18 protein-coding genes are annotated in these 22,638 nt (G+C 65.1%); 9 read left to right on the top strand and 9 right to left on the bottom strand.

The window, feature by feature from the left end; all coding sequences use genetic code 11:
* The first annotated feature begins 55 nt into the window (after positions 1–55).
* The 4 genes from ACVIGB_RS39450 to ACVIGB_RS39435 all read left to right on the top strand — a co-directional run bounded on the left by ACVIGB_RS39450 (position 56) and on the right by ACVIGB_RS39435 (position 3,452).
* A complete protein-coding gene (locus tag ACVIGB_RS39450) occupies positions 56–430 on the top strand; it encodes a Crp/Fnr family transcriptional regulator (RefSeq protein WP_456718622.1) in 375 nt (124 codons plus the stop codon).
* Positions 427–1,236 (top strand): MBL fold metallo-hydrolase, encoded by an 810-nt coding sequence (locus ACVIGB_RS39445; RefSeq protein WP_456718623.1) that lies wholly within the window; start codon positions 427–429, stop codon positions 1,234–1,236. The genes ACVIGB_RS39450 and ACVIGB_RS39445 overlap by 4 nt, the downstream gene beginning before the upstream one ends.
* A gap of 123 nt (positions 1,237–1,359) precedes the next feature.
* Positions 1,360–2,673, top strand: a complete 1,314-nt coding sequence (locus ACVIGB_RS39440; protein ID WP_456718624.1) for an MFS transporter — start codon at positions 1,360–1,362, stop codon at positions 2,671–2,673.
* A 164-nt stretch (positions 2,674–2,837) separates the two neighbouring features.
* Complete coding sequence (locus ACVIGB_RS39435) at positions 2,838–3,452, top strand: glutathione S-transferase family protein (RefSeq protein ID WP_456718625.1); 615 nt, start codon at positions 2,838–2,840, stop codon at positions 3,450–3,452.
* 205 nt (positions 3,453–3,657) lie between these two features.
* On the opposite strand, the gene ACVIGB_RS39430 is transcribed toward ACVIGB_RS39435, so the two are convergent.
* Genes ACVIGB_RS39430 through ACVIGB_RS39420 form a run of 3 tightly spaced genes read right to left on the bottom strand, consistent with a single transcriptional unit; the run spans position 3,658 to position 5,693 of the window.
* Positions 3,658–4,155, bottom strand: coding sequence for a TPM domain-containing protein (locus tag ACVIGB_RS39430; protein ID WP_456718626.1), 498 nt, complete (start codon positions 4,153–4,155; stop codon positions 3,658–3,660).
* Positions 4,156–4,159: 4 nt separating this feature from the next.
* On the bottom strand, positions 4,160–5,056 hold the full coding sequence (locus tag ACVIGB_RS39425; protein WP_456724970.1) for a TPM domain-containing protein: 897 nt from the start codon (positions 5,054–5,056) through the stop codon (positions 4,160–4,162).
* A 22-nt stretch (positions 5,057–5,078) separates the two neighbouring features.
* Positions 5,079–5,693: a LemA family protein gene (locus tag ACVIGB_RS39420; RefSeq protein WP_092116544.1), complete on the bottom strand. Its 615-nt coding sequence runs from the start codon at positions 5,691–5,693 to the stop codon at positions 5,079–5,081.
* A 158-nt stretch (positions 5,694–5,851) separates the two neighbouring features.
* Here ACVIGB_RS39420 and ACVIGB_RS39415 point away from each other — a divergent pair, with 158 nt between their 5' ends.
* The 4 genes from ACVIGB_RS39415 (at position 5,852) to ACVIGB_RS39400 (ending at position 10,305) form a co-directional block, all read left to right on the top strand.
* Complete coding sequence (locus ACVIGB_RS39415) at positions 5,852–6,709, top strand: enoyl-CoA hydratase (protein WP_456718627.1); 858 nt, start codon at positions 5,852–5,854, stop codon at positions 6,707–6,709.
* A gap of 5 nt (positions 6,710–6,714) precedes the next feature.
* On the top strand, positions 6,715–7,860 hold the full coding sequence (locus ACVIGB_RS39410; RefSeq protein ID WP_456718628.1) for an acyl-CoA dehydrogenase family protein: 1,146 nt from the start codon (positions 6,715–6,717) through the stop codon (positions 7,858–7,860).
* A gap of 13 nt (positions 7,861–7,873) precedes the next feature.
* The gene (locus tag ACVIGB_RS39405; RefSeq protein WP_456718629.1) at positions 7,874–9,070 is read left to right on the top strand and encodes an acyl-CoA dehydrogenase family protein; all 1,197 of its coding nucleotides are present in this window, start codon (positions 7,874–7,876) and stop codon (positions 9,068–9,070) included.
* Between the two features lie 137 nt (positions 9,071–9,207).
* Positions 9,208–10,305: an ISAs1 family transposase gene (locus ACVIGB_RS39400; RefSeq protein WP_456718630.1), complete on the top strand. Its 1,098-nt coding sequence runs from the start codon at positions 9,208–9,210 to the stop codon at positions 10,303–10,305.
* 170 nt (positions 10,306–10,475) lie between these two features.
* Here the strand turns inward: ACVIGB_RS39400 and ACVIGB_RS39395 are convergent, their stop codons facing one another.
* From ACVIGB_RS39395 to ACVIGB_RS39370, 6 genes are all read right to left on the bottom strand, one after another.
* On the bottom strand, positions 10,476–12,800 hold the full coding sequence (locus tag ACVIGB_RS39395; protein ID WP_456718631.1) for a xanthine dehydrogenase family protein molybdopterin-binding subunit: 2,325 nt from the start codon (positions 12,798–12,800) through the stop codon (positions 10,476–10,478).
* 111 nt (positions 12,801–12,911) lie between these two features.
* Positions 12,912–13,787, bottom strand: a complete 876-nt coding sequence (locus ACVIGB_RS39390; RefSeq protein ID WP_456718632.1) for a dihydrodipicolinate synthase family protein — start codon at positions 13,785–13,787, stop codon at positions 12,912–12,914.
* Positions 13,780–14,736: an NAD-dependent epimerase/dehydratase family protein gene (locus ACVIGB_RS39385; RefSeq protein ID WP_456718633.1), complete on the bottom strand. Its 957-nt coding sequence runs from the start codon at positions 14,734–14,736 to the stop codon at positions 13,780–13,782. Before ACVIGB_RS39385 ends, ACVIGB_RS39390 begins: the two co-directional genes overlap by 8 nt.
* A 23-nt stretch (positions 14,737–14,759) precedes the next feature.
* Positions 14,760–16,400, bottom strand: a complete 1,641-nt coding sequence (gene pgm, locus ACVIGB_RS39380) for a phosphoglucomutase (alpha-D-glucose-1,6-bisphosphate-dependent) (protein WP_456718634.1) — start codon at positions 16,398–16,400, stop codon at positions 14,760–14,762.
* 138 nt (positions 16,401–16,538) lie between these two features.
* Positions 16,539–18,191: an acetolactate synthase large subunit gene (locus tag ACVIGB_RS39375; RefSeq protein ID WP_456718635.1), complete on the bottom strand. Its 1,653-nt coding sequence runs from the start codon at positions 18,189–18,191 to the stop codon at positions 16,539–16,541.
* A gap of 78 nt (positions 18,192–18,269) precedes the next feature.
* Positions 18,270–20,936, bottom strand: a complete 2,667-nt coding sequence (locus tag ACVIGB_RS39370; RefSeq protein ID WP_456718636.1) for a M1 family metallopeptidase — start codon at positions 20,934–20,936, stop codon at positions 18,270–18,272.
* A gap of 247 nt (positions 20,937–21,183) precedes the next feature.
* Here ACVIGB_RS39370 and ACVIGB_RS39365 point away from each other — a divergent pair, with 247 nt between their 5' ends.
* Positions 21,184–22,638, top strand: a complete 1,455-nt coding sequence (locus tag ACVIGB_RS39365; RefSeq protein WP_456718637.1) for a GH1 family beta-glucosidase — start codon at positions 21,184–21,186, stop codon at positions 22,636–22,638.

The raw sequence follows: 22,638 nt of genomic DNA, 5'->3' as shown, positions 1-22,638 counted from the left end.
GGCGCTTTCCCGATTAACATACCGGCGTCTTCCAGCCAGAAGGCAGGAGAGCGCCATGACGATCGAGAAATGCATCAATGAATTTGATGTCGATGACGTCATTTTTGAGGAAGGCTCGACCGGCCGCGAGCTGTTTGTCGTGCTCGACGGCACCGTCGACATCGCCAAGATCAATGGCGGAAACAAGACGGTCATCGTCAGCCTCGGCAAGGGCGAGTTCTTCGGCGAGATGGCCGTGATCGACGGCTCGGCGCGCTCGGCAACCGCGATCGCATCGGCGCCCGCGACGCGGGTGATGCGGATCAACCACGCCCGCTTCGTCTATCTGGTCAGCCAGCAGCCGGCCTTCGCGCTGATGGTGATGGATGCGCTCTCGAAACGCCTGCGCGCGTCCAACGCCGTCACTTACCGAGCGGCGGCCCCCCCATGAGCGAACGCAAGCCAAGCCCGTTCAAGACGCTGTTCGAGGCCGACGTCGCCACGCTGATCCAGGCGGCCGACGACGTCTACCAGATCCGCTTCAAGAACCGCGCGGCGAATGCCTATCTCGTGCGCGGCAGCAAGCGGACCATCATGATCGACGTCGGACTGTCGACCAACTATCCGTCGCTGGTCGCCTGTCTGAACCATCTCGGCATAACGCCCGCGATGATCGACATGGTGGTGCTGAGCCACGAGCATCTTGATCATATCGGCGCGGCCTATCATTTCCACGGCAGCGCGTACATGGCGGCGCACCGGCTCGCCGCGAACAAGATCATGCTGCGCGACGACTTCTCGATGCTGCGCAAGATGTTCAACGAACCGAACGTGCCGATCGACATCGACATCTGGCTCGAGGAAGGCAATCTGATCGACCTCGGCAATTTCCGCCTCAACGTGATGTACACGCCGGGCCATACCTCTGCCTGCATCTCGCTGTTCGATCAGGACAAGGGGCTGTTGTTCGCCGCCGACACGCTGATGCCCGGCGGCGTGATGGGCGGCGTGTTCGGCTCCGGCTCGATCGCCGACTACATCCAGTCGCTGGAACGGCTGAAGGGCCTCAATTCGAAGATCCTGCTGTCGGGTCATGGCCGGCTGTCCGACACGCCGCAGGACGACGTGCGGATCGCGCTGCAACGCTCGCATGCCCTGCTCGAGGACACCGCGCAATTGTTCGATGCGCTCGATGCACGCTCGAATTTTGAGCCGATCATGCAGTCGGTGCGCGACCTCAACAAGCTTGACGACTGACGCCCGGACCCAGCCAAGGGGCCCGTTGTGGCCTGCCATGGCTTTGCACTAGGATCGGCTCACAACGATAAGAATCACGGACTCGCGATGCAAGCCGTTGCCGACAGCGGGGAGACGAAACGAATGCAGGCTGACACGATGGCGCAGATGCGCCGCCGGGTGGTGATCTCCTCCACGATCGGCAATGCACTGGAATGGTTCGACTTCACTGTCTTTGGCCTGTTCGCCGGCATCCTGAGCAAGCTGTTCTTTCCGGCGGACAATCCGCATTCCTCGCTGCTGCTGACCTTCGCGACATTCGGAATCGCCTTTGCGGCCCGGCCGCTGGGTGGCCTGGTGTTCGGGCTCTATTCCGACAAGCACGGCCGCAAGAAGGCGCTGGTCGTGATGATATCGCTGATGGCTGTCGGCACCGGCCTGCTCGGTCTGCTGCCGACCTATGGCGCGATCGGAATCGCGGCACCGCTGCTATTGCTGCTGGCGCGGCTGATCCAGGGCTTTTCCGCCGGCGGCGAGTTCGGCAGCGCCAGCGCGATGCTGATCGAATTCGCGCCGCCCGGCCGGCGTGGCTTCTACGGCTCGTTCCAGATGGTGTCGCAATCTCTGGCGTTTGGTCTCGGTGCCGCGATGGCGATCGGTCTCAATCTCGGCCTGTCGCCCGACGCCTTCGCGAGCTGGGGTTGGCGCGTGCCGTTCATCCTCGGCATTCTGATCGGGCCGACCGGATGGTACCTGCGCCAAAGGTGCGACGAGTCTCCCGAATTCCAGGCGTATCTCGCCGAGAAGGCCGCCACAGTGCAGCCGAGCGGGCAGACCACGCTCGGCCAGCTGTTCTCCGAGCACCCACGCGAGCTGATTGCCTCGTTTTGCCTGATCGCGGCCGGTACGGCGATCAACTATGTCAATGCGATCTTTCTGCCCACCTATGCGGTCGCCGAGCTGAAGCTGCCGATCCTGAATGCACAGCTCGGCCTGCTCGTCGTCAGCGTCATCAACGCGGCGGTGGCGGTGGCCTGCGGCGCCCTCTCCGACCGGATCGGTCGTCGCGCGGTCCTCGTTCCGGCGCTGATCGTCTACAGCCTGCTGTTCTATGTGATCTTGCAGCGGCTCGTCGCCGCTCCGACCACCGCGAACCTCTGGCAGTTGCAGATCGTCGCGGTCCTGCTCGGAGCCTTGGCCGGCCCGATGCCGGCCTTCATGACCGAGATATTTCCCGTCGGCGTTCGCTCGACCGGAGCATCGCTGATGTACAATCTCGCCGTGATGCTGTTCGGCGGGCTGGCGCCGTTCATCAACACCTGGCTGGTCCAGGTGACGGGCGACAAGGCTGCTCCCGTCTACTACATCCTGTTCGCCGCGGCAGTGGGTCTCGTGGGTCTGGCGGTCTATCGCGGGCGACCGTCCGTGCCGGGAATTGCAACCCAACCAGCGCAATGACCTCCGTCGGCAGGCGACAAGCAGACCATGCGGTCGGCGCGCGACCGGTACGACGACTGACGCCGGCGCGTGCGCGACCGCACATGTGACGCTTCATTGACAAATCCGCGCGTGGCCTGTTCAACAACGGCAAGAACAACACTGAAGAACAGGGAGCGAGGACCATGAAGCTTTACGACTCGATCGGACCCAATCCGCGCATTGTGCGCATGTTCATGGCGGAGAAGGGCATCGAGATAGCCAAGCAGGCCGTCGACTTGCGCAAGGGCGAGAACCGCGAGGAAGCGCATCTGAAGCGCAATCCGCACGGCCAGATGCCGGCGCTCGAGCTCGACTGCGGCAACTACCTCTCGGAGATCACGGCGATCTGCGAATATCTCGAGGAGAAGCATCCCTCGCCCGCGATGATCGGCACCACGCCGGAAGAGCGCGCGGAATGCCGGATGTGGACGCGCCGCGTCGATCTCAATATCGCCGAGCCGCTCGCCAACGGCTATCGCTTCGGCGAGGCGCTGAAGTTCTTCGAGAAGCGCATTCCGGTCGCGCCGGAGGCCTCGCCCGGGCTGAAGATGATCGCCGCCAACCGCATCAAATGGCTTGATAACCAGATGGCCGACGGCCGCGACTACATCTGCGGCAGGCGCTTCACCCTCGCCGACATGCTGCTCTATTGCTGGCTCGATTTCGGCAACCAGGTCGGTCAACCGCTGGACCAGTCGAACGCCAACGTCGTGGCCTGGTTCAACCGCGTCGGTGAGCGGCCTTCGGTGAAGGCGTAGGGGTCTTCTTATTCTTATCCTCCCCTGGAGGGGGAGGATCGGTTTGCATGAAGCGCAGCGCAATGCGAACCGAGGTGGGGTGATCTCTCCACTCGGGCAGCGTTCACGCGGAGAGACCTTCACCCCACCTCGCCGCTCATTGCATTCGCGTCGATCCTCCCCCTCCAGGGGAGGATGAAGAGCACCGGACCAAACCATTGGTCGCTCAAATCACCACCGGCTTGTCCGGCAGCTCGTTCGGGCCTCCGGCGACATGCGGGAAATACTTCGCCAGCTCCCGCGACACCGCCTCGATCCCCTTGATCACGCCCTGCTCGAACCGGCCTGCCCGAAAATCCGTTTCCATCGCGCGGCAAATCGCTTCCCAGCCGGCGCGGCCGACCTTCGCATCAATGCCACGATCGGCGACGATCTCGACGTCGCGGTCGGCGAGCAAAAGATAAATCAGGACGCCATTGTTGTGATGGGTGTCCCAGATCCGCAAGTGCGCGAACACGTCGAGCGCCCGCTCCCGCGCCGGCTGATTGCGGAACAACGGCACGCCGTCGAGCGCACCCTCGACGACGAAGCGGATCTGGCCCGAATGCGTGGCCTCGCCGGCCTTGATCGCCTGCTCGATCGCATCGAGCACGCGCGGCGGAAACTCACGCCGCACACGCCAGCGGTGTTCGAGCAGATGCTTGCCGATGCGCTTGATGCTCATATGCCTACCAGCTCCCCGAAGCGCCGCCGCCGCCGAAGCTGCCGCCTCCGCCGCTGAAGCCGCCGCTGTCGCTCGAGCTCGAGCCGCTGCTCCAGCCCCCGCCGCCGGACCAGCCCCCGGAATAGCCGCCGCCGCGCCGGTATGGTCCCGAGCCGGCCGCCGGACCGCCAAAATTCAATCCGCCGAAGATCAGCGCCGCAACGGCAGCGAACAGCCCGACCACCAGGGCAGTGGCGAGCGAGCCGGCCACCATCCAGGCGAAGACGCCGACGATGCCGCCGGTCGCCGCCGAGCCCAGCAGACGCCCCAGCATCGCGCGCAACACGCTCGCCGCGATGATGACGACAAAGATCGTCACCGGATTGGCGAGATCGACGAGATTGGGACCCTGCCAATGCTCGGGCTCCGGCGCCGGCAGGTGCTCGCCATTGATCAGGCGGATCATGCGGTCGATGCCGGCCGAAATGCCGCCGGCGAAATCGCCGGCCTTGAATTTCGGCGTGATGTCCTCGTCGATGATGCGGTGGGTGACGACGTCGCTCAGCACGCCTTCGAGGCCGTAGCCGACCTCGATGCGCAAATGCCGGTCGTTCTTGGCGACGACGAGCAGTGCGCCGTCGTCGACCTTCTTGCGCCCGATCTTCCAGGCCTCGGCAACGCGGATCGAGAACTGCTCGATCGTTTCCTCAGCCGTGGTCGGCACGATCAGGACCGCGATCTGGCTGCCCTTGCGGGTCTCCAGATCCTTCAGTCTGTCGTTCAGCGACGCAACGTCACTCGCCGACAGCGTCCCGGTCTGATCGACGACGCGGCCGGTGAGCTGAGGCACCGCGACCTCGGCCCGCGCCGGGCATACGAAGCCCAGCAGGAAGGCGAGCAGGAAGACGCGGGCGGCTGTCATCGCGTTGGTGGGCACGCCGGCGCTATTTCGACGGCGCGGGCGCGGGCGCCGGATTGAAATCGACCTTCGGCGCGGTCGAAATCTCCTTCTCGTTCTCGACCGAGAAGTTGGGCTTCTCCTTGTAGCCGAACGCCATCGCGGTCAGATTGTTCGGGAAGGTACGGATGCCGACATTATAGTCCTGCACCGCCTTGATATAGCGGTTGCGCGCCACGGTGATGCGGTTCTCGGTGCCCTCGAGCTGCGCCATCAGATCGCGGAACAGCGCATCCGATTTCAGCTGCGGGTAGTTCTCCGTCACGACCAGGAGCCGCGACAGCGCGCTGGTCAGTTCACCCTGCGCCTGCGTGAACTTCTGGAACGCGGCCGGATCGTTCAGCACTTCGGGCGTCGCCTGGATGCTGCCGACCTTGGCGCGCGCGTTGGTGACACCGAGCAGCACGTCCTTCTCCTGCTGCGCAAAGCCCTTCACCGAATTGACGAGGTTCGGCACCAGATCGGCGCGCCGCTGGTACTGGTTCACCACCTCCGACCAGCTCGACTTGACCGTCTCGTCATTGGTCTGGATCGCGTTGTAGCCGCAGTTGGTCAGGCTCAATGTCGCCAGCGCTGCCAGCACGGTCCAAAGCTTGCGCATGAAGTTGTTCCTCCCGGTGGATTCTCGATCAGAGTAACAGATTTTCGCCCGACAATCCCGCGTGGCGGGATTCGCGGCGGATTTTGCCGATGATGGCCCTTGCCTATCCCTCCCCGCGCCGTTCATCATGCCAAGAAAATCGATCCTGGGAGGATCCATTGGCGTCTGAACAATTCGAGACGATTGTCGTCGAACGGCCCGAGCCCGCGATTGCACGGATCGTGATGAACCGCCCTGAGGCGCGCAACGCCCAGAACCTGCAGATGACCTACGACCTCAATGCCGCCTTCGACCAGGCGGTGCAGGACGACGCGGTCAAGGTCATCATCCTCGCCGGCAACGGCCCGCATTTCTCTGCCGGTCACGATCTCAGGCCGGGGGCGAAGAACCAGGCGGGCGTCGATTTCCCGCCAATCGGAAATTGGGGCGGCTTCGCCGAACCCAACGCGCATGGGCGCTTCGCGCGCGAGCAGGAGATCTACCTGCAGATCACAAGGCGCTGGCGCAATCTCGCCAAGCCCACGATCGCCGAAGTGCACGGCAAGTGCATCGCCGGCGGGCTGATGCTGGCCTGGGCCTGCGACCTGATCGTCGCGAGCAGTGACGCCGAGTTCTGCGATCCCGTGGTGACGATGGGCGTCTGCGGCGTCGAATGGTTCGTGCATCCCTGGGAACTCGGCGCGCGCAAAGCCAAGGAGATGCTGTTCACCGCCGACGTCTGGAGCGCCGACGAGGCGCATCGCCTCGGCATGGTCAATCACGTGGTGCCGCGCGGCGATCTCTCCTCCTTTACGCTGGCGATGGCGCGGCGGATCGCCGCCAAACCTGCCTTCGCGCTGAAGCTGTCCAAGGAGGCAGTGAACCGCTCGATCGACATCATGGGGCAGCCTGCTGCGATCGATCAGGCCTTCGCGCTGCATCAGCTCTGCCACGCGCACAATCTGCAGGAATTCGGCATGGTGGTGGACCCCGCGGGTCTGCATCCCTCCGTCAGAAAAACCGCCAACGTGAAGTAGACCAGATGGACCTTACTCTCAGCGACGAGCAGCGCCTGCTGCGCGAAAGTGCCGACCGCTTCGTGGCGGAGACCTTCACATCAGAGCATCGCAAGAAGGCGGCGAACGATCCGCTGGGTTATTCGCCCGCGATCTGGAAGCAGTTCGCCGAACTGGGCTGGCTGGCACTGCCGATCAGCGAAGCCCATGGCGGGCTTGGCGGCGGCGCAATCGAGATCGGGCTCTTGATGGAGGCATTCGGCCGCGGCCTGGTGTCCGAGCCATTCCTCTCCACCGTCGTGATTGGTGCTGCGCTGGTCGCCGAATGCGGCACAGAGGCGCAGCAGCAGGCGATCCTGCCCAAGGTCGCCGAGGGCGCGCTCACGCTCGCCTTTGCGCATTCGGAGCGCGCCGCGCGCTTCGACCTCGGCCATGTTGACGCGACGGCCGCCAGGACCGCCGACGGTTGGCTTTTGAGCGGCAGCAAGATCGCGGTGCTCGACGGCGCATCGGCCAACCAGATCATCGTCTCCGCCCGCGTTGCCAATGCCAACGGCGCATCCGGCAAGCTTTGCCTGTTCCTGGTGCCGGCTGGTGCGCCCGGCCTCGCTCTGCGCGACTACGCGCGGCTCGGTGGCGGGCGCGGCTGCAATCTCGATCTCAGGGATCTGCAATTGCCCGCCGATGCGCTGCTCGGCGACGGGCAGGATGTGCTGCCCGCGATCGAAACGGTGGTCGACCGCGCGATGGCCGCGCTCGGCGCCGAGGCGGTCGGCATCATGCAGACGCTGCTCGACACCACGCTCGAATACACCAAAATTCGAAAACAGTTCGGCCGGCCGCTGTCGGCCAATCAGGTGATCCGCCACCGCCTCGCCGACGTGGCGATGCAGGTCGACGAGGCGCGCTCGATGGCATTGCGCGCTGCGCTGATGGCCAATGCCGAGCCGGTCGCCCGCAGCCGCGCGGCGTCCGGCGCCAAGGCGAAGATCGGCAAATGCGCGCGCTTCGTCGCCGAACAGGCGGTGCAGCTGCACGGCGCCATGGGCGTCACGGAAGAACTCGACATCGGCGCCTATTTCAAGCGGCTGCTGGCCTTCGACACCCTGTTCGGCGGCAGCGCCCATCATTATCGCCGCCACGCCGCGCTGAGCGGCCGCGCCCACGCGTAACGGAGAGCACAAGATGGATCTCACCTTCAGTGCCGACGAACGCGCTTTCGAAAAGGAAGTCCGCGACTTCATCGCCGAGAGCCTGACGCCGGAAATGAAGCGCGCCACCGCGCTGACGCCGTCGGTGTTCTCCGACCCCGATATCGGCATGGCCTGGCAGCGCGCGCTGCACAAGAAGGGCTGGGGCGCGCCGGGCTGGCCGGTGGACCATGGCGGGCCGGACTGGACGCCGGCGCAGCGCTGGATCTTCGAGGCCGAATGCGCCCGTGCCGGCGTGCCGAATGTCAACGTGATGGGCGTGAAGATGGTTGGCCCGGTCATCATCGGCTTCGGCTCGCCCGAGCAGAAGAACTTTTACCTGCCCCGAATCCTCTCGGGTGAAGACTACTGGTGCCAGGGTTATTCCGAGCCGGGTTCGGGCTCCGATCTTTCGTCACTGAAAACCCGCGCGGTGCGCGATGGCGACGACTACGTCATCAACGGCACCAAGATCTGGACCACGCATGCGCATCACGCCAACCGCATGTTCGCGCTGGTGCGCACCAATGAGGGCGAGCGGCAGCAGGACGGCATCAGCTTCATCCTGATCGACATGAAGACGCCGGGCATCACCACGCGCCCGATCCTGACCATCGGTGGCGATCACGAGGTCAACCAGGTGTTCTTCGACGACGTCCGCGTGCCCGTCGCCAACCGCGTCGGCGAGGAAGGCAAGGGCTGGACCTACGGCAAATATCTGCTCGAGTTCGAGCGCGGCTCCGGCATCGCGTCGGCCAAGCTGCGCGAAGCGCTGAAGACGATCTCCGATCTCGCCGGCTCCGAGGTCACCGGCCGCGCCATCGAGGACCCCGACATCGCCATGCGGATGTCGGAGGTCGAGGTCGATATCGATGCGCTCGAAATGACCGAGCTCAGGGTGCTGTCGGCGCTGCAGACCGGACAGAACCCCGGCGCGGTGTCGTCGCTGATCAAGCTGCGGGTCAGCGAGATCCGCCAGGCGGTGACGCGGCTAGGCGTCGACGTGATCGGCAATGACGGTCTCGCCGTCGAGCCGGCGCGGCCGTTCTACAAGCTGAACCACGAGCCGGCGATTTCGGAAGAGCTGTTGCCGGTGGTGCCGGAATATCTCAACGGACGGGCGTATACGATCTTCGGCGGCTCGTCGGAAATACAGCGCGACATCATCGCGAAGATGGTGTTGGGGTTGTAGGCCGCGTTTGGGCGAATTCGCCGTTCCCCATACCCTCCCCTGGAGGGCAGGGGAATCGCACGTGCGCGGCTGCAAGTAGTTGCCAAATCGGGAGAAAGAGATTCTGAAGGTCGCTCCTGATCTAGAGGGAGCGGCCGATGCAACGATTTGCCGAGTGCTTTGAAGATTTGCCCGACCCGCGGGCCGACAACGCGCTGCATGACCTGACCGAGATCTTGTTCATCGCACTGATGGCGACGCTGTGCGGGGCGACGAGTTGCACCGACATGGCGCTGTTTGCCCGGATGAAGGCCTATCTTTGGCAGGATGTGCTGGAGCTCAAGAATGGCCTGCCGAGCCACGACACGTTCAGCCGGGTATTCCGGATGCTCGATCCGAAGGCGTTCGAGGTCGCGTTCCGGCGTTTTATGACGGCCTTTGCGCAAGGCGCGAAGATCAAGCGGCCGCGCGGGGTGATCGCGCTCGACGGCAAGGCGTTGCGGCGGGGTTACGAACGCGGCAGGAGCCACATGCCGCCGGTGATGGTGACCGCCTGGGCGGAGCAGACGCGCATGGCGCTCGCCAATGTGCTGGCGCCGAACAACAACGAAGCCGACGGTGCCCTGCAGTTGCTTGCGCTTCTGCAACTCAAGGGCTGCGTGGTCACGGCCGATGCCCTGCATTGCCACCGCGGGATGGCCGAAGCGATTGTGGCACGGGGCGGTGACTACGTGCTGGCGGTGAAGGCGAACCAGCCCGCTCTGTTGGAGGATGCCAAAGCCGCAATCCGCGCCGTCAAACGCAAGGGCAAGACCTCGCTGACCACCATCGATGCGGAACATGGACGCAACGAGAAGCGTGTGGCGCTGGTCGCATCGGTTCCTGGCATGGCCAAGAAGTACGACTTTCCGGGCCTCAAAGCTGTCGCCCGCATCACCAGCAAGCGGGGACAGGACGACACGGTCGAGCGCTACTTCCTGATGAGCCGCCCCTACAGCCGCAAAGAGGTCCTGCGCATCGTCCGTGCTCATTGGGGCATCGAAAATCGCCTGCACTGGCCGCTCGACGTCACCCTCGACGAGGACCTTGCCCGCAATCGCAAGGGCAACGGACCGGCCAACCTGGCCGTGCTCAGGCGTCTGGCTCTCAACGTCGCCCAAGCCCACCCGGACACGACAGTCTCCCTGCGCGGCAAGCTCAAGCGCGCCGGATGGAACGATGCATTCCTCTTCGAACTCCTCGGCCACATGCGATAGCCCTGCCCTGGAGGGGGAGGGTCGACGCGACTGAAAGGAGCGGCGGGGTGGGGTGAAAGTCCCTCCTCGCGAGCGCGCTGCCTCAGTTGAGAGATCACCCCACCCCGTCACGCATCTGACGATGCGTGACGACCCTCCCCCTCCAGGGGAGGGTGAAGGCATCGGCGTGCTTAAGTCCCCGCCTTGGCGTCCTGGATCGCCTGCCAGATCTTCACCGGGGTCAGCGGCGTATTCAGCTGGGTGATCCCGACCTCGCTCAGCGCGTCCATCACGCCATTGGTGATGCAGGGCGGCCCGCCGATCGCACCCGACTCGCCGCAGCCCTTGGAGCCCAGCGGATTGGTCTTGCACGGCGCGGAGGGATCGAGCGTCACTGACATCGGCGGAACGTCCGAGGCGCGCGGGATGCAATAGTCCTGATAGCTTGCGGTGAGAAGTTGACCTTCCTCGCTGTAAGCCACGCCTTCGTACAGCGCTTGGCCGATGCCCTGGACAACGCCGCCATGCACCTGCCCCGTCACCAGCATCGGATTGACCGCGACGCCGACGTCGTCGACCGTGGTGTAGCGCACGACCCGCGTCACGCCGGTCTCGGGATCGATCTCGACCTCGCAGATATGGGTGCCGTTCGGCCAGCTCGGCCCGTCGACATTGCCCTCACTCTCGACCGAGAGCTTGGCTCCGCTTTCCTTAGCCGCGACCTCGAACAGGCTGATGCGCTTGTCGGTGCCGACCACGGTGAGGAAGCCGTCGCGATATTCGATATCCTCGACGGAAGCTTCGAGCAGATGGGAGGCCTTGTCGCGCGCCTTGTTGATCATGTCGTTGCTGGACACCGCAACCGCGGTGCCGCCGACGAACAGCGAGCGCGAGCCGACGCTGCCGAAACCGGTGGCGAGATCCGTGTCGCCCTGGATGACGTCGACCTTGTCCATGGCAATGCCGAGCGTATCTGATATCATCTGGGTGTAGGTGGTGGCGAGGCCCTGCCCCATCGCCATGGTGCCGGAATGCAGGATGACGCGGCCTTCGGCGGTCGCGTGCAGCGAGACATTTTCGGTGTGGGCGCGGCCGCCGGTCCATTCGATGTAGCTGGTCAGGCCCCGGCCGTAGAGCAGGCCCTTCTTCTTCGCCGCCTTCTTGCGCGCGGCAAAGCCGTTCCAGTCGGCCAAATCGGACGCGCGCTCCAGCATGTGGGCGAAGGCGCCGGAGTCATACACCTGCCCGACCGCATTGGTGTAGGGCAGTTGCGCCGGCTTGATGTAGTTGACCTTGCGAATGGTGCGCGGGTCCATGCCGATCTGGCGCGCGGCCGCATCGAACAGCCGCTCGACGATGAACACCGCCTCGGGCCTGCCGGCGCCGCGATAGGCGCCGACCGGCGCGGTGTTGGTCATCACCGACTTCACCTCGAAATGCACCAGCGGCAGATCGTAGACCCCGGTCTGCACGAACGGGCCGAGCACCAGCGGAATGATGTTGGCGGTGCCCGACGAGTACGCGCCGGTGCCGCCGATCGAACGCACGCGGTAGGCCAGCACGCGGCCCTTGGCGTCGAGCGCGAACTCACCGGTCGAGGTGAGGTCGCGGCCATGCGTGCCGCCAACGAACTCGTCGGTGCGGTCGCCGCGCCAGCGTATCTTCTCGTTCAGTTTGGTCGCGGCATAGGCGACGATGCCGTCTTCGGGATAGAGGCTGGTCTTCTGGCCGAAGCCGCCGCCGATATCGCCGACCAGCACGCGCACGCTGTCCTTGGGCCGCTTCAGGATCGATTCCGCCAGGAGATCGCGGGTCGAGCCCGGGGTCTGCGACTGCACGTGGAGAATCAGCCGGCCGGTCTTCTTCTCGATCTCGGCAATGGTCGAACGCGGCTCCATCGCCGACGGCACCAGGCGCTGGCTGACCAGATCGAGCGACACCTTGTGCGCGGCGCTGGCAAAGGCTGCCTCGACCTTGGCGGCGTCGCCATAGCTCATCGCGGCCACGATGTTGTCGGGCGCCTCCGGCCAGACCGCCGGCGCGCCCGGTTTGATCGCCTCGACCGGATCGACCACCGAAGGCAGCACTTCGTAATCGACCTCGATCGCCTCGGCCGCGGTCTGCGCCAGCACGCGCGAGGTCGCGACCACAGCGGCGACGCCCTCGCCCGCGTAGCGCACCACCTCATGCGCCAGCAGGCGGCGCGGCGGCACGGTCATCGGCGAGCCATCGGGGCGCTTGAAGATCGCGAGCGTCGGCAGCGTGCCGATATCGTCCTTCACGAGATCGGCGCCGGTATAGACCGCCTTGACGCCGGGCATCTCGAGCGCCGCCTTGGCGTCGATCGACTTGATGTTGGCATGGGCATGCGGCGAGCGCAGCACGTGCAGCCAGAGCGCGCCGTCCTGCGGCTTGTCGTCGATGAAATGCCCCTTCCCGGTGAGCAGCCGCTGGTCTTCCAGACGCTTGACCGGCTGGCCCGCACCAAAACGCATATTGCCGGGAAGAATGTTCATCGGAGGGTCCTTGATTTCAGAAATTTCGGCGGGTTTTAACGGATTTTCGGCGCGAGACAACACGCCCGGAAACGACGAGGTAATGCGCCTTATGCAACGCGCAAGCCAGCTTCAGCCGAGATCGCGCAACGCGGCCTCGACCACCTTGCGCTGCTCGGCGGTGAGCGGCGCCTGTGGCGGCACGGGGTCGCCGACATCGTAGCCCTGGCTCGCGAGCCCGGCCTTGATGCAGGCGGCGAGGTTGAACCGGGCGAACGCCTCGTTGATGCGCCAGAGCTTGCGCTGCAGGGCCATCGCCTCGTCCCAGCGGGCGCGGCGGCAGAGATTGTAGAGCTCGACACTTTGGCGCGGGATGATGCAGGCCGGGCCCGCCATCCAGCCATGGCCACCGATCAGCATCACCGCGGCCGGAATATGGGCTGACGCCGAGAACACTTTCAGGCTGTCGCCGCAGCGGTTCATGATCGACAGCAGCCGGCCGGTGTTGGTCGAGGCGTCCTTGATGTAGCCGATCCGCGGATGCTGGGCGAGCCGCGCGATGACGTCGAGCGTGAGGTCGGAGCGCTGGAAATTCGGATTGGTGTAGATCACGACCGGAATGTCGACGGCGTCGGCGATGGCGCGGAAATAGGATTCCACCTGCGCGTCACTGAGCGGAAAATACGCCTCCATGATCGCGAGAATACCGGCAGCACCGCGCTTCTGATAGGCCCTGGCCTGCGCCACCGCATCCGCCGTCGAGGTCGAGGCGACGCCGGCCACCACCGGCACACGGCCCTGCGCGGCCTCGATCGTGGTCGCCACCACCTGCATACGCTGCGCATTGTTGAGATAGGCGAACTCGCCGGTCGAGCCGAGCGGCGTCAGCCCGTGGACGCCGGCCTTGACCAGATCGTCGCAGAGCCGGCCCAGCACCTCGGTGCGGACATGGCCGGCGGGGTCGACCGGGGACACCAGATACGGAAAGACGCCGTGGAAATCAGCCATTTGCAAGCCTCGTTGACGGCGAGACATAATCGGGATCGTGCGCAAAGGGAAGCGGCTCGCCGCTGCGCAGGGCGCCCAGCACCTCGGCAAAGTCGGTTACCGCGCGGAAACCGAGCAGGCGTTCGGCCTTGCCCGCGTCGTAGATCCGGCCGATCGAATGCGGCAGGTGCCAGCCCCGGCGCGCAAACAGCGCCGGCGCATCGGGGAAGCTGCGCGCAATCACGCCGGCCGCGTCCCTCTTCAAGTCAGCGACGTCGCCGCGCGCAAACGGCGTCGGCGCGCTGATCACGAACACCTCGAAGCCACGGATATTCTCCAGTGCCACGACATGGGCGTCGGCGGCATCCTCGACCGTGAGACGGCGATACAAGAGCTCGGTCGCCTTCAGGTTCTCGCCATGGATGTCGCGGATGGTGTCGTCGTCCTCGGGGAAGAAACGGCTGGTGCGCAGCACCGCGCAGTTCAGCCCATGCTCCCGACTATACAGCCGGCACAGCCCTTCGGCGGCGAGTTTTGTAACCCCGTAGATGTTGCGCGGCTCGAGCGGCCCTGTCGTCTCGTCGAGCCACACCGCCGCGTGGCCTTCCTCGTCGCGGATCGCCTGCGAGATCATCAGCGACGTCGTCGAGGTGAACACGAAGCGGTCGTGGCCGGCGGCGGTGGCCGCCTGCAGCAGATTGAGCGTGCCTGACACGTTGACGTCGACAAAGGACTGCGGCGAGAACCGCGCGATGTCAGGCTTGTGCAGGGCGCCGCCATGGATCACGGCCTCGATGCCGTGGTCGCCGAACACCCGATCGATCACCGACCGGTCGGCCACCGAGCCGACCACATTGGTCGCCTCGCCCGGGACGACGTCGAGGCCAGTCACGTCATGGCCGGCCTGTCGAAGCCGCGGCGCAAGGAAGCGGCCGAGCCAGCCGGAGGAGCCGGTCAACAATACGCGCATGAATTCCGCCCGGCCCCAACCTCTCAGAACACCTTGGCGATCGCCGCCTGCGCGTCGCCCTGGATCTGTTTCAGATGATCCGGCCCGCGGAAGCTCTCGGCGTAGACCTTGTAGACATCCTCGGTGCCGGAGGGACGCGCGGCGAACCAGCCGGCCTCGGTTTCGACCTTGATGCCGCCGAACGGCTGATCGTTGCCCGGCGCCTTGGTCCTGACCGCGCGCACGGGATCGCCGGCGAGCTGCGTCATGTTGAGCTGCTCGGGCCCGAGCGCCTTTAGCGCATTCTTCTGCTTCGGCGTCGCCGCGACATCGATGCGCTCGTAATAGGGAACGCCGAGCTCGGTCGTCAGCTCGTTGAACAATTCGCTGGGATCGCGACCGGTCCTGGCGATGATCTCCGCCGCCAGCAGGCCGAGGATGATGCCGTCCTTGTCCGTGGTCCACGCCGAGCCGTCGCGCTTGAGGAACGACGCGCCGGCGCTTTCCTCGCCGGCAAAGCCGAAGCCGCCGCTACCGAGCCCTTCGACGAACCATTTGAAGCCGACCGGCGTCTCCACGAGTTTGCGGCCCAGCTTCTTCGCCACGCGATCGATGATCGAACTCGACACGATGGTCTTGCCGATCGCGGCGTCCTTGCTCCATTGCGGCCGGTGCGCGAACAGATAGGCGATCGCGGTGGCGAGGAAGTGGTTCGGGTTCATCAGCCCGTTCGAGCGCGTCACGATGCCATGGCGATCGGCATCGGTATCGTTGGCAAAGGCGACGTCGAACCGGTCGCGCATCCCGATCAGGCTCGCCATCGCATAGGGCGATGAGCAGTCCATTCGGATCTTGCCGTCCCAATCCGCGGTCATGAAGCGGAAGGTCGGATCGACCGCATTGTTGACCACGGTGGCGTTGATGCCGTAGCGCGCGATGATCGGCTGCCAGTAATGCACCGCCGCGCCGCCGAGCGGATCGATTCCGATCCTGACGCCGGCGGACTTGATCAGCGCGAGATCGACGGTGTTGCCGAGATCGGCAACATAAGGCGTGATGTAGTCGTGCAGATGCGTGGTCGCGGCCTTGCGCGCGCGATCAAACGGCATCCGCGCGACGCCCTTGAGACCGGCCTCGATGTAACGGTTGGCGTTCTTCTCGACCACGGCAGTGACATCGGTGTCAGCCGGGCCGCCATGCGGCGGATTGTATTTATAGCCGCCGTCCTCCGGCGGGTTGTGTGACGGGGTGATGACGACACCGTCGGCAAGGCCCGTACTGCGGCCCTTGTTGTAGCTCATGATCGCGTGCGAGATCACCGGCGTCGGGGTGTAGCCACCCTGCGCGTCGATCATGATCTCGACACCGTTCGCCGCGAACACCTCGACCGCGCTCGCCAACGCCGGCTCGGCCAGCGCATGGGTATCGATGCCGATGAACAGCGGGCCGGTGAGGCCCTTCTCGCGCCGGTAATCGCAGATCGCCTGCGTGGTGGCGAGGATATGGTCCTCGTTGAAGGAATTCTTCAGCGACGAGCCGCGATGGCCCGAGGTGCCGAAAGCAACCCGCTGGGTGGGATCGCCGGCGTCGGGCTTGCCGGCAAAATAGGCCGTGACCAGCCGCGGCACATTGGCAAGCGCGGCGGGATCGATGGGTTTTCCGGCGGCAGGATTTGGTGCAGTCACGTGACCTCTCAGATCTGGTATCGCCGACTATCAGCACAACGAGTGATACTCATTGCGTAACATCCTGGCGTGCTACCATGGCGGCTTACGTTCAATCAAGCCGAGGGCTTTTCGTTCCCTGCGAAACGCAGCAATGCTCTACGACACGTCGATCTGCTGCACCCTCTCGCGCAGCTCGTCGACCAGCACCCGCTTGTTCTCGGTATAGTCGATCGGTACCACGACGAGGTGCACGCCGCCGCCGGAGAAGGCGCGCTCCAGGGTCGGGACGATCGCCTCCGTGCTCTCGATCCGCGAACCCTTGGCGCCGTAGCTTTCGGCATATTTGACGAAATCCGGATTGCCGAAGGTGAGGCCGAAATCCGGGAAGTTGTCGACCGCCTGCTTCCAGCGGATCATGCCGTACGCAGAATCTTCCAGGATCAGGATCACCAGATTGAGCTTGAGGCGGACCGCGGTCTCCATCTCCTGCGAGTTCATCATGAAGCCGCCGTCGCCGCAGACCGCGAGCACGCGGGTCTTCGGATACAGCATCGCCGCCATCATCGCCGACGGCAGGCCGGCGCCCATGGTGGCGAGCGCGTTGTCGAGCAGCAGCGAGTTTGCAAGCAGCGTGCGGTAGTTGCGCGCGAACCAGATCTTGTACATGCCGTTGTCGAGCGCGACGATGCCATCCTCTGGAATGACCTGTCGCACATCGTGCACGATGCGCTGCGGCGTGGGCGGCCAGCGGCCCTCAGTGGCGCGATCCGTGATCTTCGCCAGGATGCCCTCGCGCAGGCTGAGCAGCGCGCTGGCAGACGGCAGCTTTCCCGCGACCCGGTCGGCCAGCAGTTCGAGGCTCGGCCCGACATCGCCGATCACCTCGCATTGCGGGAAGTAGACCTGCTCGACATTCGCCGCCGTGTAGCTGACATGGATCACCTGCGGCCCCTTCGGGCCCATGATGAAGGGCGGCTTCTCGATCGTGTCGTGACCGATCGCAATGATCAGGTCGGCGCGATCGATCGCCTCATGCACATAGTCGCGCTCGCTCAGCGCGGCGGTCCCCATATATTGATTGGTGCCGCCCGATACCGTGCCTTTGCCCATCTGGGTGGTGAAGAACGGAATCTTGGTGCGCCGCACGAAGTCGCCGATCCCGGCGGTCGAGCGCGGGCGTGATGCCGCCGCGCCGAGCATGATCAGCGGACGCTGCGCCTTCAAAATCATGTCGGCGGCGCGGTCGAGCGCGGCGGCATGCGCGATCGGAATTTCGATCGGATGCGGCGGCACGATCTCGACCGGCGCTATCTCCTCGCGCGCGATATCCTCCGGCAGTTCGAGCAGCACCGGCCCCGGCCGTTCCTGCGTCGCGATCCGGAAGGCGTCGCGCACCAGCGTCGGAATGGTCGCGCCGCTGACGATCTGCAGCGACAGCTTGGTCAGCGGACGGAAGGTGTTGACGATGTCGACGATCTGGAACTTGGCCTGCCGGCTGCTCAAGATGCCCTTCTGGCCCGTGAGCATCACCATCGGCATCGCCCCGAGCAGCGCATAGGCAGCACCCGTGGTGAGGTTCAGCGCGCCCGGACCAAGCGTCGTCATGCAGACACCAGGCTTTCCGGTCAGGCGGCCATAGGTCGCCGCCATGAACGCCGCGGCCTGCTCGTGGCGGGTCACGATCAGCTTGATCGAGGATTTGCGCAGGCTCTCGACGACGTCGAGATTCTCCTCGCCGGGAACGCCGAACACCCGTTCCACGCCCTCGTTCTCGAGGGCGGCGACCAGCAAATCGGAACCTTTGACCATCTCAGCCTCGCATCGTTGATTGCATGCCGCGCATGGAGCATAGCCGCATCGCGCGCCGCCGGAAACTCCCTCGCGATCTCACGGCTTGTGCGCCCTGATCCAGGCGTCGGCGGCGGGGAGCACACGCGCGGCGAGATCGGCCGAGATCGCGATCGCCTGCAAGGAGCGCGCCACCGTCACCCGCCCGCCGCTGGTGGATTGTGACGGGGCGAACGCGGCCAGCTCTGCCGCGTGGGCCTGATCGGTAAAATTGATCATGAAGTTCGGCACGAACTGGTCGCGGAAGCTCGGCCCCTGCCTGGCCAGCAACGTCTCGAAATTCGTCTGGACGAAGTCCCAGGCAAGCTGCGGCTGCTCGCCTGCGGATGCAACCGCGTTGATCATCCCGGTGACGATCGTTTCGGGCAATTCGTCGGTCAGCGTCAACGCCAGGGTCGCGCGCGCCAGTTCCGTATCCCGGGCGCTGGCTGCGGCAAAATAATAGCGCAGCCGCTCATTGGTCGCCGTGCTGTTGCGCGCGAGCGCCAGCAATTTGTCATACGTCGCCCGATCGGCCGCGATGCCGGCAACATGAGTGACCGCGTCGCGCAGCGTGGTCGGCAGCGATTTTGGATCATCGCGGAACGCCGCAAAACGCCGCTTCGCCTCGGCGACGATGGCCGCATCACCGAGGTCGCCGAGCGTCGAGATCAGGCTCGCGCGCAACAGCGCGGTGTCGTCGTCGCCCGAGCCGCTGCCGTCCCATCCGATCCGGTCGAACACCGGGCGCAGCTTGGCGCGGGCATAGGCCTGGATCACCGGCCGTTCGCTGTGGTCGCGCGACAGGCGGTTGAGCGCAGCGAATGTCGAGATCACCTGATCCCATACCGCGCGATGGTCGCCGGCATCGAGCGCGTCGAGCAGCGCGAGATAGGACGGGGCCTCGGCGCGGCCCGCCTGCACCAGCGCCCAGCTGTCGGTGACGACATTGAGCCGGTCAACGACCTGCATTTGCGGGAAGGCGTTCAACAATGCGGCGCGGTTCTTCGGCCCGTATTCAACCCTGAAATAGCCGACGTCGCCGAGATTGACCTTGATCGCATCGTCGCATGCGCCGGCCGGGATATCGGCACTGCCCTTCAGCAGGATCTCGTCAAACGGCTTGCCCTGCGCCGGGCCGGCCGCGACCGGGATCTGCCAGCCGTGGGCCGGCAGCGGCGGATCGTTGGCCGGCGCGATCACGAAACGGTCCTGCTGCAACGTCAGGCGTTGCGCTGTGCCATCGCAGGTCGTCTCGGCCATGACCAGCGGCACGCCATCCTGCTCCGTGAAGGAGGCGGCGATGCCGATGATCATCTTGCCGCCGGACATCTCGAGCGCCTGCCAGAGATCGGCCGTGGTGGAATTGCTGTAGGCATGCGCGGCCATGTATTTGCGGATGCCGTCGCGGAACGCCTGCTCGCCGAGATAGGTCTCGAGCATGCGGATCAGCGCCTGGCCCTTGTTATAGGTGATGGCGTCGAACGCCGTGACCGCTTCGCTGTGGTCGGCGATCGGCTGCTGCACCGGATGCGAGGTGCGGCGCGCGTCGAGCGCCATGGCAAACTGCTTCGCACTGTTGCCGTTCAGCCAGCTCTGCCATTGCGGATAGAACTGCTCCGAGGCCTTGGTCGCCATCCAGCTGGCAAAGCCCTCGTTGAGCCAGAGATTGTCCCACCACGCCATGGTGACGAGATCGCCGAACCACATATGCGCCATCTCGTGCGCGATGATGCCAAAGATGCCGCGTCGCGCCGTCTCCGCATTGGTCGCGGGATCGAACAGCAGCCGGCTCTCGAAGAAGGTGATGCCGCCCCAGTTCTCCATCGCGCCGCCGAACCCGCCGGGAACGGCGATCAGGTCGAGCTTCGGCAACGGATATCTGACGCCGAAATAGTCGTTGTAATAGGCGAGCAGTTTCACCGCGCTGTCGAGCGCAAACCGACCCTGCCCGCTCTTGCTCTCCGTCGTCACCACGCCGATGGTGACGCCGCCGGCATCCGCAGTGACCCGCTCGAGCTCGCCGACGGTGAGCACGAACAGATAGCTCGACATCTTCGGTGTCGGCGCGAACGTGACCTTCTTGAGATCACCGGCGACCGGCGCCTCGCCCGCCACGGGCATGTTGCCGACCGCGAGCAGATTGCGCGGGATCACGACGGTCAATGCGAAGCTCGCCTTGAACGACGGCTCGTCCCAGCATGGAAAGATCCGCCTTGCATCGGCCGGCTCCAGCTTGCTGGAGATCAGCCGCTTGATCCCGGTCGGGGTCGGATAGTCGACCACAAACAGCCCGGTGCCGAATTTGTTGATCTGCGCCGTGAACGCGATGCGGAGCTTGTGCCGGCCCACCGCGAGCGGCTTGGCGAAGGTCAGCGTCGCGGTCTGTGCGGTGGCGTCGGTGGTCACCTCCGCGCGTTGCGCGCCGTCATCGATCGTGGCCTCGGCAAACGTCGTGTTGATCGCGTTCAGCGTCAGTTGCGCCGTCGCCTCACGCACCTCGACGTCGACGGTCTCGACACCAGGCAAAGCGAGGCTGGTGAGATTGGGCGTGAGCTCGATCGCGTAGCTCAGCGGGACAACCGTCTTCGGCAGCTTCCCGGGTGTGCCGTCGAACGAAAATGTCTGCTCGGCCTGCGCGCCTGCGGCCGTCGCCAGCAGCAAGCCGATTGCCGTGGCAAGACGACGCAGCAGCGCGGTTCGGACATGGGTCGCAGGCTTGTTCATCGCGCAGCTCCCCGGGTTCTCGGGATTTTCGGATGTCATTGCGGAAGGACGTAGCAGGCAATCTAGTAGAGAACATGTCGCCACAAAACTGACAACTCCGCGACATTGACCTCGCAACGGTGCGCATCGATTGTTGCGCCGCTCGCTACGGCGCCTCGGGCACTCGGCCCTTGTTGCTCAACGGCGGGATGGAAGGCTAACCTGCAGCTGGCATTCCAGCCGCGGCATCCGGCGACGGGAGATAACAATGTTCGGAAAGTTCTCGCGCCGGCAGTTTGCGGGCCTTGCAGGCCTCTCGGCGCTCGGCCTGTCGGCCCCGGGTCAGGCGGCGAACCACGCTCCGCGGCCGAATGGCACAAACTTTCCGGCCGGCTTCGTCTGGGGCACCGCGACCTCGTCCTACCAGGTCGAGGGCGCGGTCAATGAGGACGGCCGCGGCCAATCGATCTGGGACACGTTCACCCATACATCGGGCAAGATCGAGGACGGCTCTACCGGCGATCGCGCCAACGACCACTATCACCGCTACAAGGACGATGTTCGCCTCATCAAGGATCTCGGCGCCAGGGCCTATCGCTTCTCGATCGCCTGGCCGCGGGTGTTTCCCGACGGCACCGGCACACCGAATCCGAAGGGCCTCGACTTCTACAACCGCCTGGTCGACGAACTGCTCGCGAACGGCATCGAGCCCTACGCCACACTCTATCACTGGGACCTGCCGCAGGCGCTGCAGGACCGCGTCGGCGGCTGGCGCTCGCGGGACACGTCGAAGGCCTTCGGCGACTACGCCGGCTATGTGGCGCAGCGGCTGACCGACCGGGTCAAGAACATCTTCACCCTCAACGAGGTCGGGCGTTTCCTGCCGTTCGGCTATGCGCTCGGCGTCGACGCGCCGGGGCTGAGGCTTCCGCCAGCCGAGGTGAACCAGGCGCGCCACCATGTCGCGCTGGCGCACGGGCTCGCGGTGCAGGCGATCCGCGCCAAGGGCCGCGCCGGCACACGGGTCGGCCCCGCCGAGAACATCACGGCCTGCGTGCCCGCGATCAACACGCCGGAGAACATCCGCGCCACCGAGATCGCGACACGCGAGCTCAATGCAGGCTTTCTCGGCGTCGTGCTCGAAGGCAAGTACACCGAGGGCTTCCTGCAATATGCCGGCGCGGATGCACCCAAATTCACCGCAGAGGAACTGAAGATCATCTCGCAGCCCAACGATTTCGTCGGGCTGAACATCTACGCGCCGCAGTGCTACATCCTCGCCACCGACCATGCCCCCGGCTGGAAGCCGCTGCCGATGCCGGGCTCCTTCCCGCACATGAGTTCGGATTGGCTGCGGATCGCGCCGGAGACGATCTACTGGGCGCCGCGGATTGCCGCCAAGCTCTGGAACATCAAGAGCATCTACATCAGCGAGAACGGCACGTCCGGCGAGGACAAGGTGCAGCCGAATGGGCAGATCTACGACCTCGACCGCATCATGTTCCTGCGCAACTACCTCGCCCAATTGCAGCGCGCGACCGCCGACGGCGTCCCGGTCCACGGCTATTTCCTGTGGAGCCTGATGGACAATTTCGAATGGATCTTCGGCTACGCGAAGCGCTTCGGCCTCTATCGCGTCGATTTCGAGACCCAGGCGCGGGTGCCGAAACTGAGCGCGGCGTTCTATCGCGACGTGATCGCGCGCAACGCCATCGGGGTTTGA

It is taken from the genome of Bradyrhizobium sp. USDA 4341 (assembly GCF_054063755.1).
The sequence above is the reverse complement of the archived record's forward strand: the minus strand, read 5'-3'. Positions and strand labels throughout refer to the sequence as shown.

What these genes read in the sequence shown, in the direction of transcription:
- ACVIGB_RS39450 (WP_456718622.1), top strand. Translation starts at nt 56, where the DNA reads ATGACGATCGAGAAATGCATCAATGAATTTGATGTCGATGACGTCATT.
- ACVIGB_RS39435 (WP_456718625.1), top strand. Translation starts at nt 2,838, where the DNA reads ATGAAGCTTTACGACTCGATCGGACCCAATCCGCGCATTGTGCGCATG.
- ACVIGB_RS39395 (WP_456718631.1), bottom strand. Translation starts at nt 12,800, where the DNA reads ATGAACATTCTTCCCGGCAATATGCGTTTTGGTGCGGGCCAGCCGGTC.
- ACVIGB_RS39440 (WP_456718624.1), top strand. Translation starts at nt 1,360, where the DNA reads ATGCAGGCTGACACGATGGCGCAGATGCGCCGCCGGGTGGTGATCTCC.
- ACVIGB_RS39430 (WP_456718626.1), bottom strand. Translation starts at nt 4,155, where the DNA reads ATGAGCATCAAGCGCATCGGCAAGCATCTGCTCGAACACCGCTGGCGT.
- ACVIGB_RS39385 (WP_456718633.1), bottom strand. Translation starts at nt 14,736, where the DNA reads ATGCGCGTATTGTTGACCGGCTCCTCCGGCTGGCTCGGCCGCTTCCTT.
- ACVIGB_RS39400 (WP_456718630.1), top strand. Translation starts at nt 9,208, where the DNA reads ATGCAACGATTTGCCGAGTGCTTTGAAGATTTGCCCGACCCGCGGGCC.
- ACVIGB_RS39365 (WP_456718637.1), top strand. Translation starts at nt 21,184, where the DNA reads ATGTTCGGAAAGTTCTCGCGCCGGCAGTTTGCGGGCCTTGCAGGCCTC.
- ACVIGB_RS39420 (WP_092116544.1), bottom strand. Translation starts at nt 5,693, where the DNA reads ATGCGCAAGCTTTGGACCGTGCTGGCAGCGCTGGCGACATTGAGCCTG.
- ACVIGB_RS39410 (WP_456718628.1), top strand. Translation starts at nt 6,715, where the DNA reads ATGGACCTTACTCTCAGCGACGAGCAGCGCCTGCTGCGCGAAAGTGCC.
- ACVIGB_RS39370 (WP_456718636.1), bottom strand. Translation starts at nt 20,936, where the DNA reads ATGAACAAGCCTGCGACCCATGTCCGAACCGCGCTGCTGCGTCGTCTT.
- ACVIGB_RS39405 (WP_456718629.1), top strand. Translation starts at nt 7,874, where the DNA reads ATGGATCTCACCTTCAGTGCCGACGAACGCGCTTTCGAAAAGGAAGTC.
- ACVIGB_RS39390 (WP_456718632.1), bottom strand. Translation starts at nt 13,787, where the DNA reads ATGGCTGATTTCCACGGCGTCTTTCCGTATCTGGTGTCCCCGGTCGAC.
- ACVIGB_RS39445 (WP_456718623.1), top strand. Translation starts at nt 427, where the DNA reads ATGAGCGAACGCAAGCCAAGCCCGTTCAAGACGCTGTTCGAGGCCGAC.
- ACVIGB_RS39375 (WP_456718635.1), bottom strand. Translation starts at nt 18,191, where the DNA reads ATGGTCAAAGGTTCCGATTTGCTGGTCGCCGCCCTCGAGAACGAGGGC.
- ACVIGB_RS39425 (WP_456724970.1), bottom strand. Translation starts at nt 5,056, where the DNA reads ATGACAGCCGCCCGCGTCTTCCTGCTCGCCTTCCTGCTGGGCTTCGTA.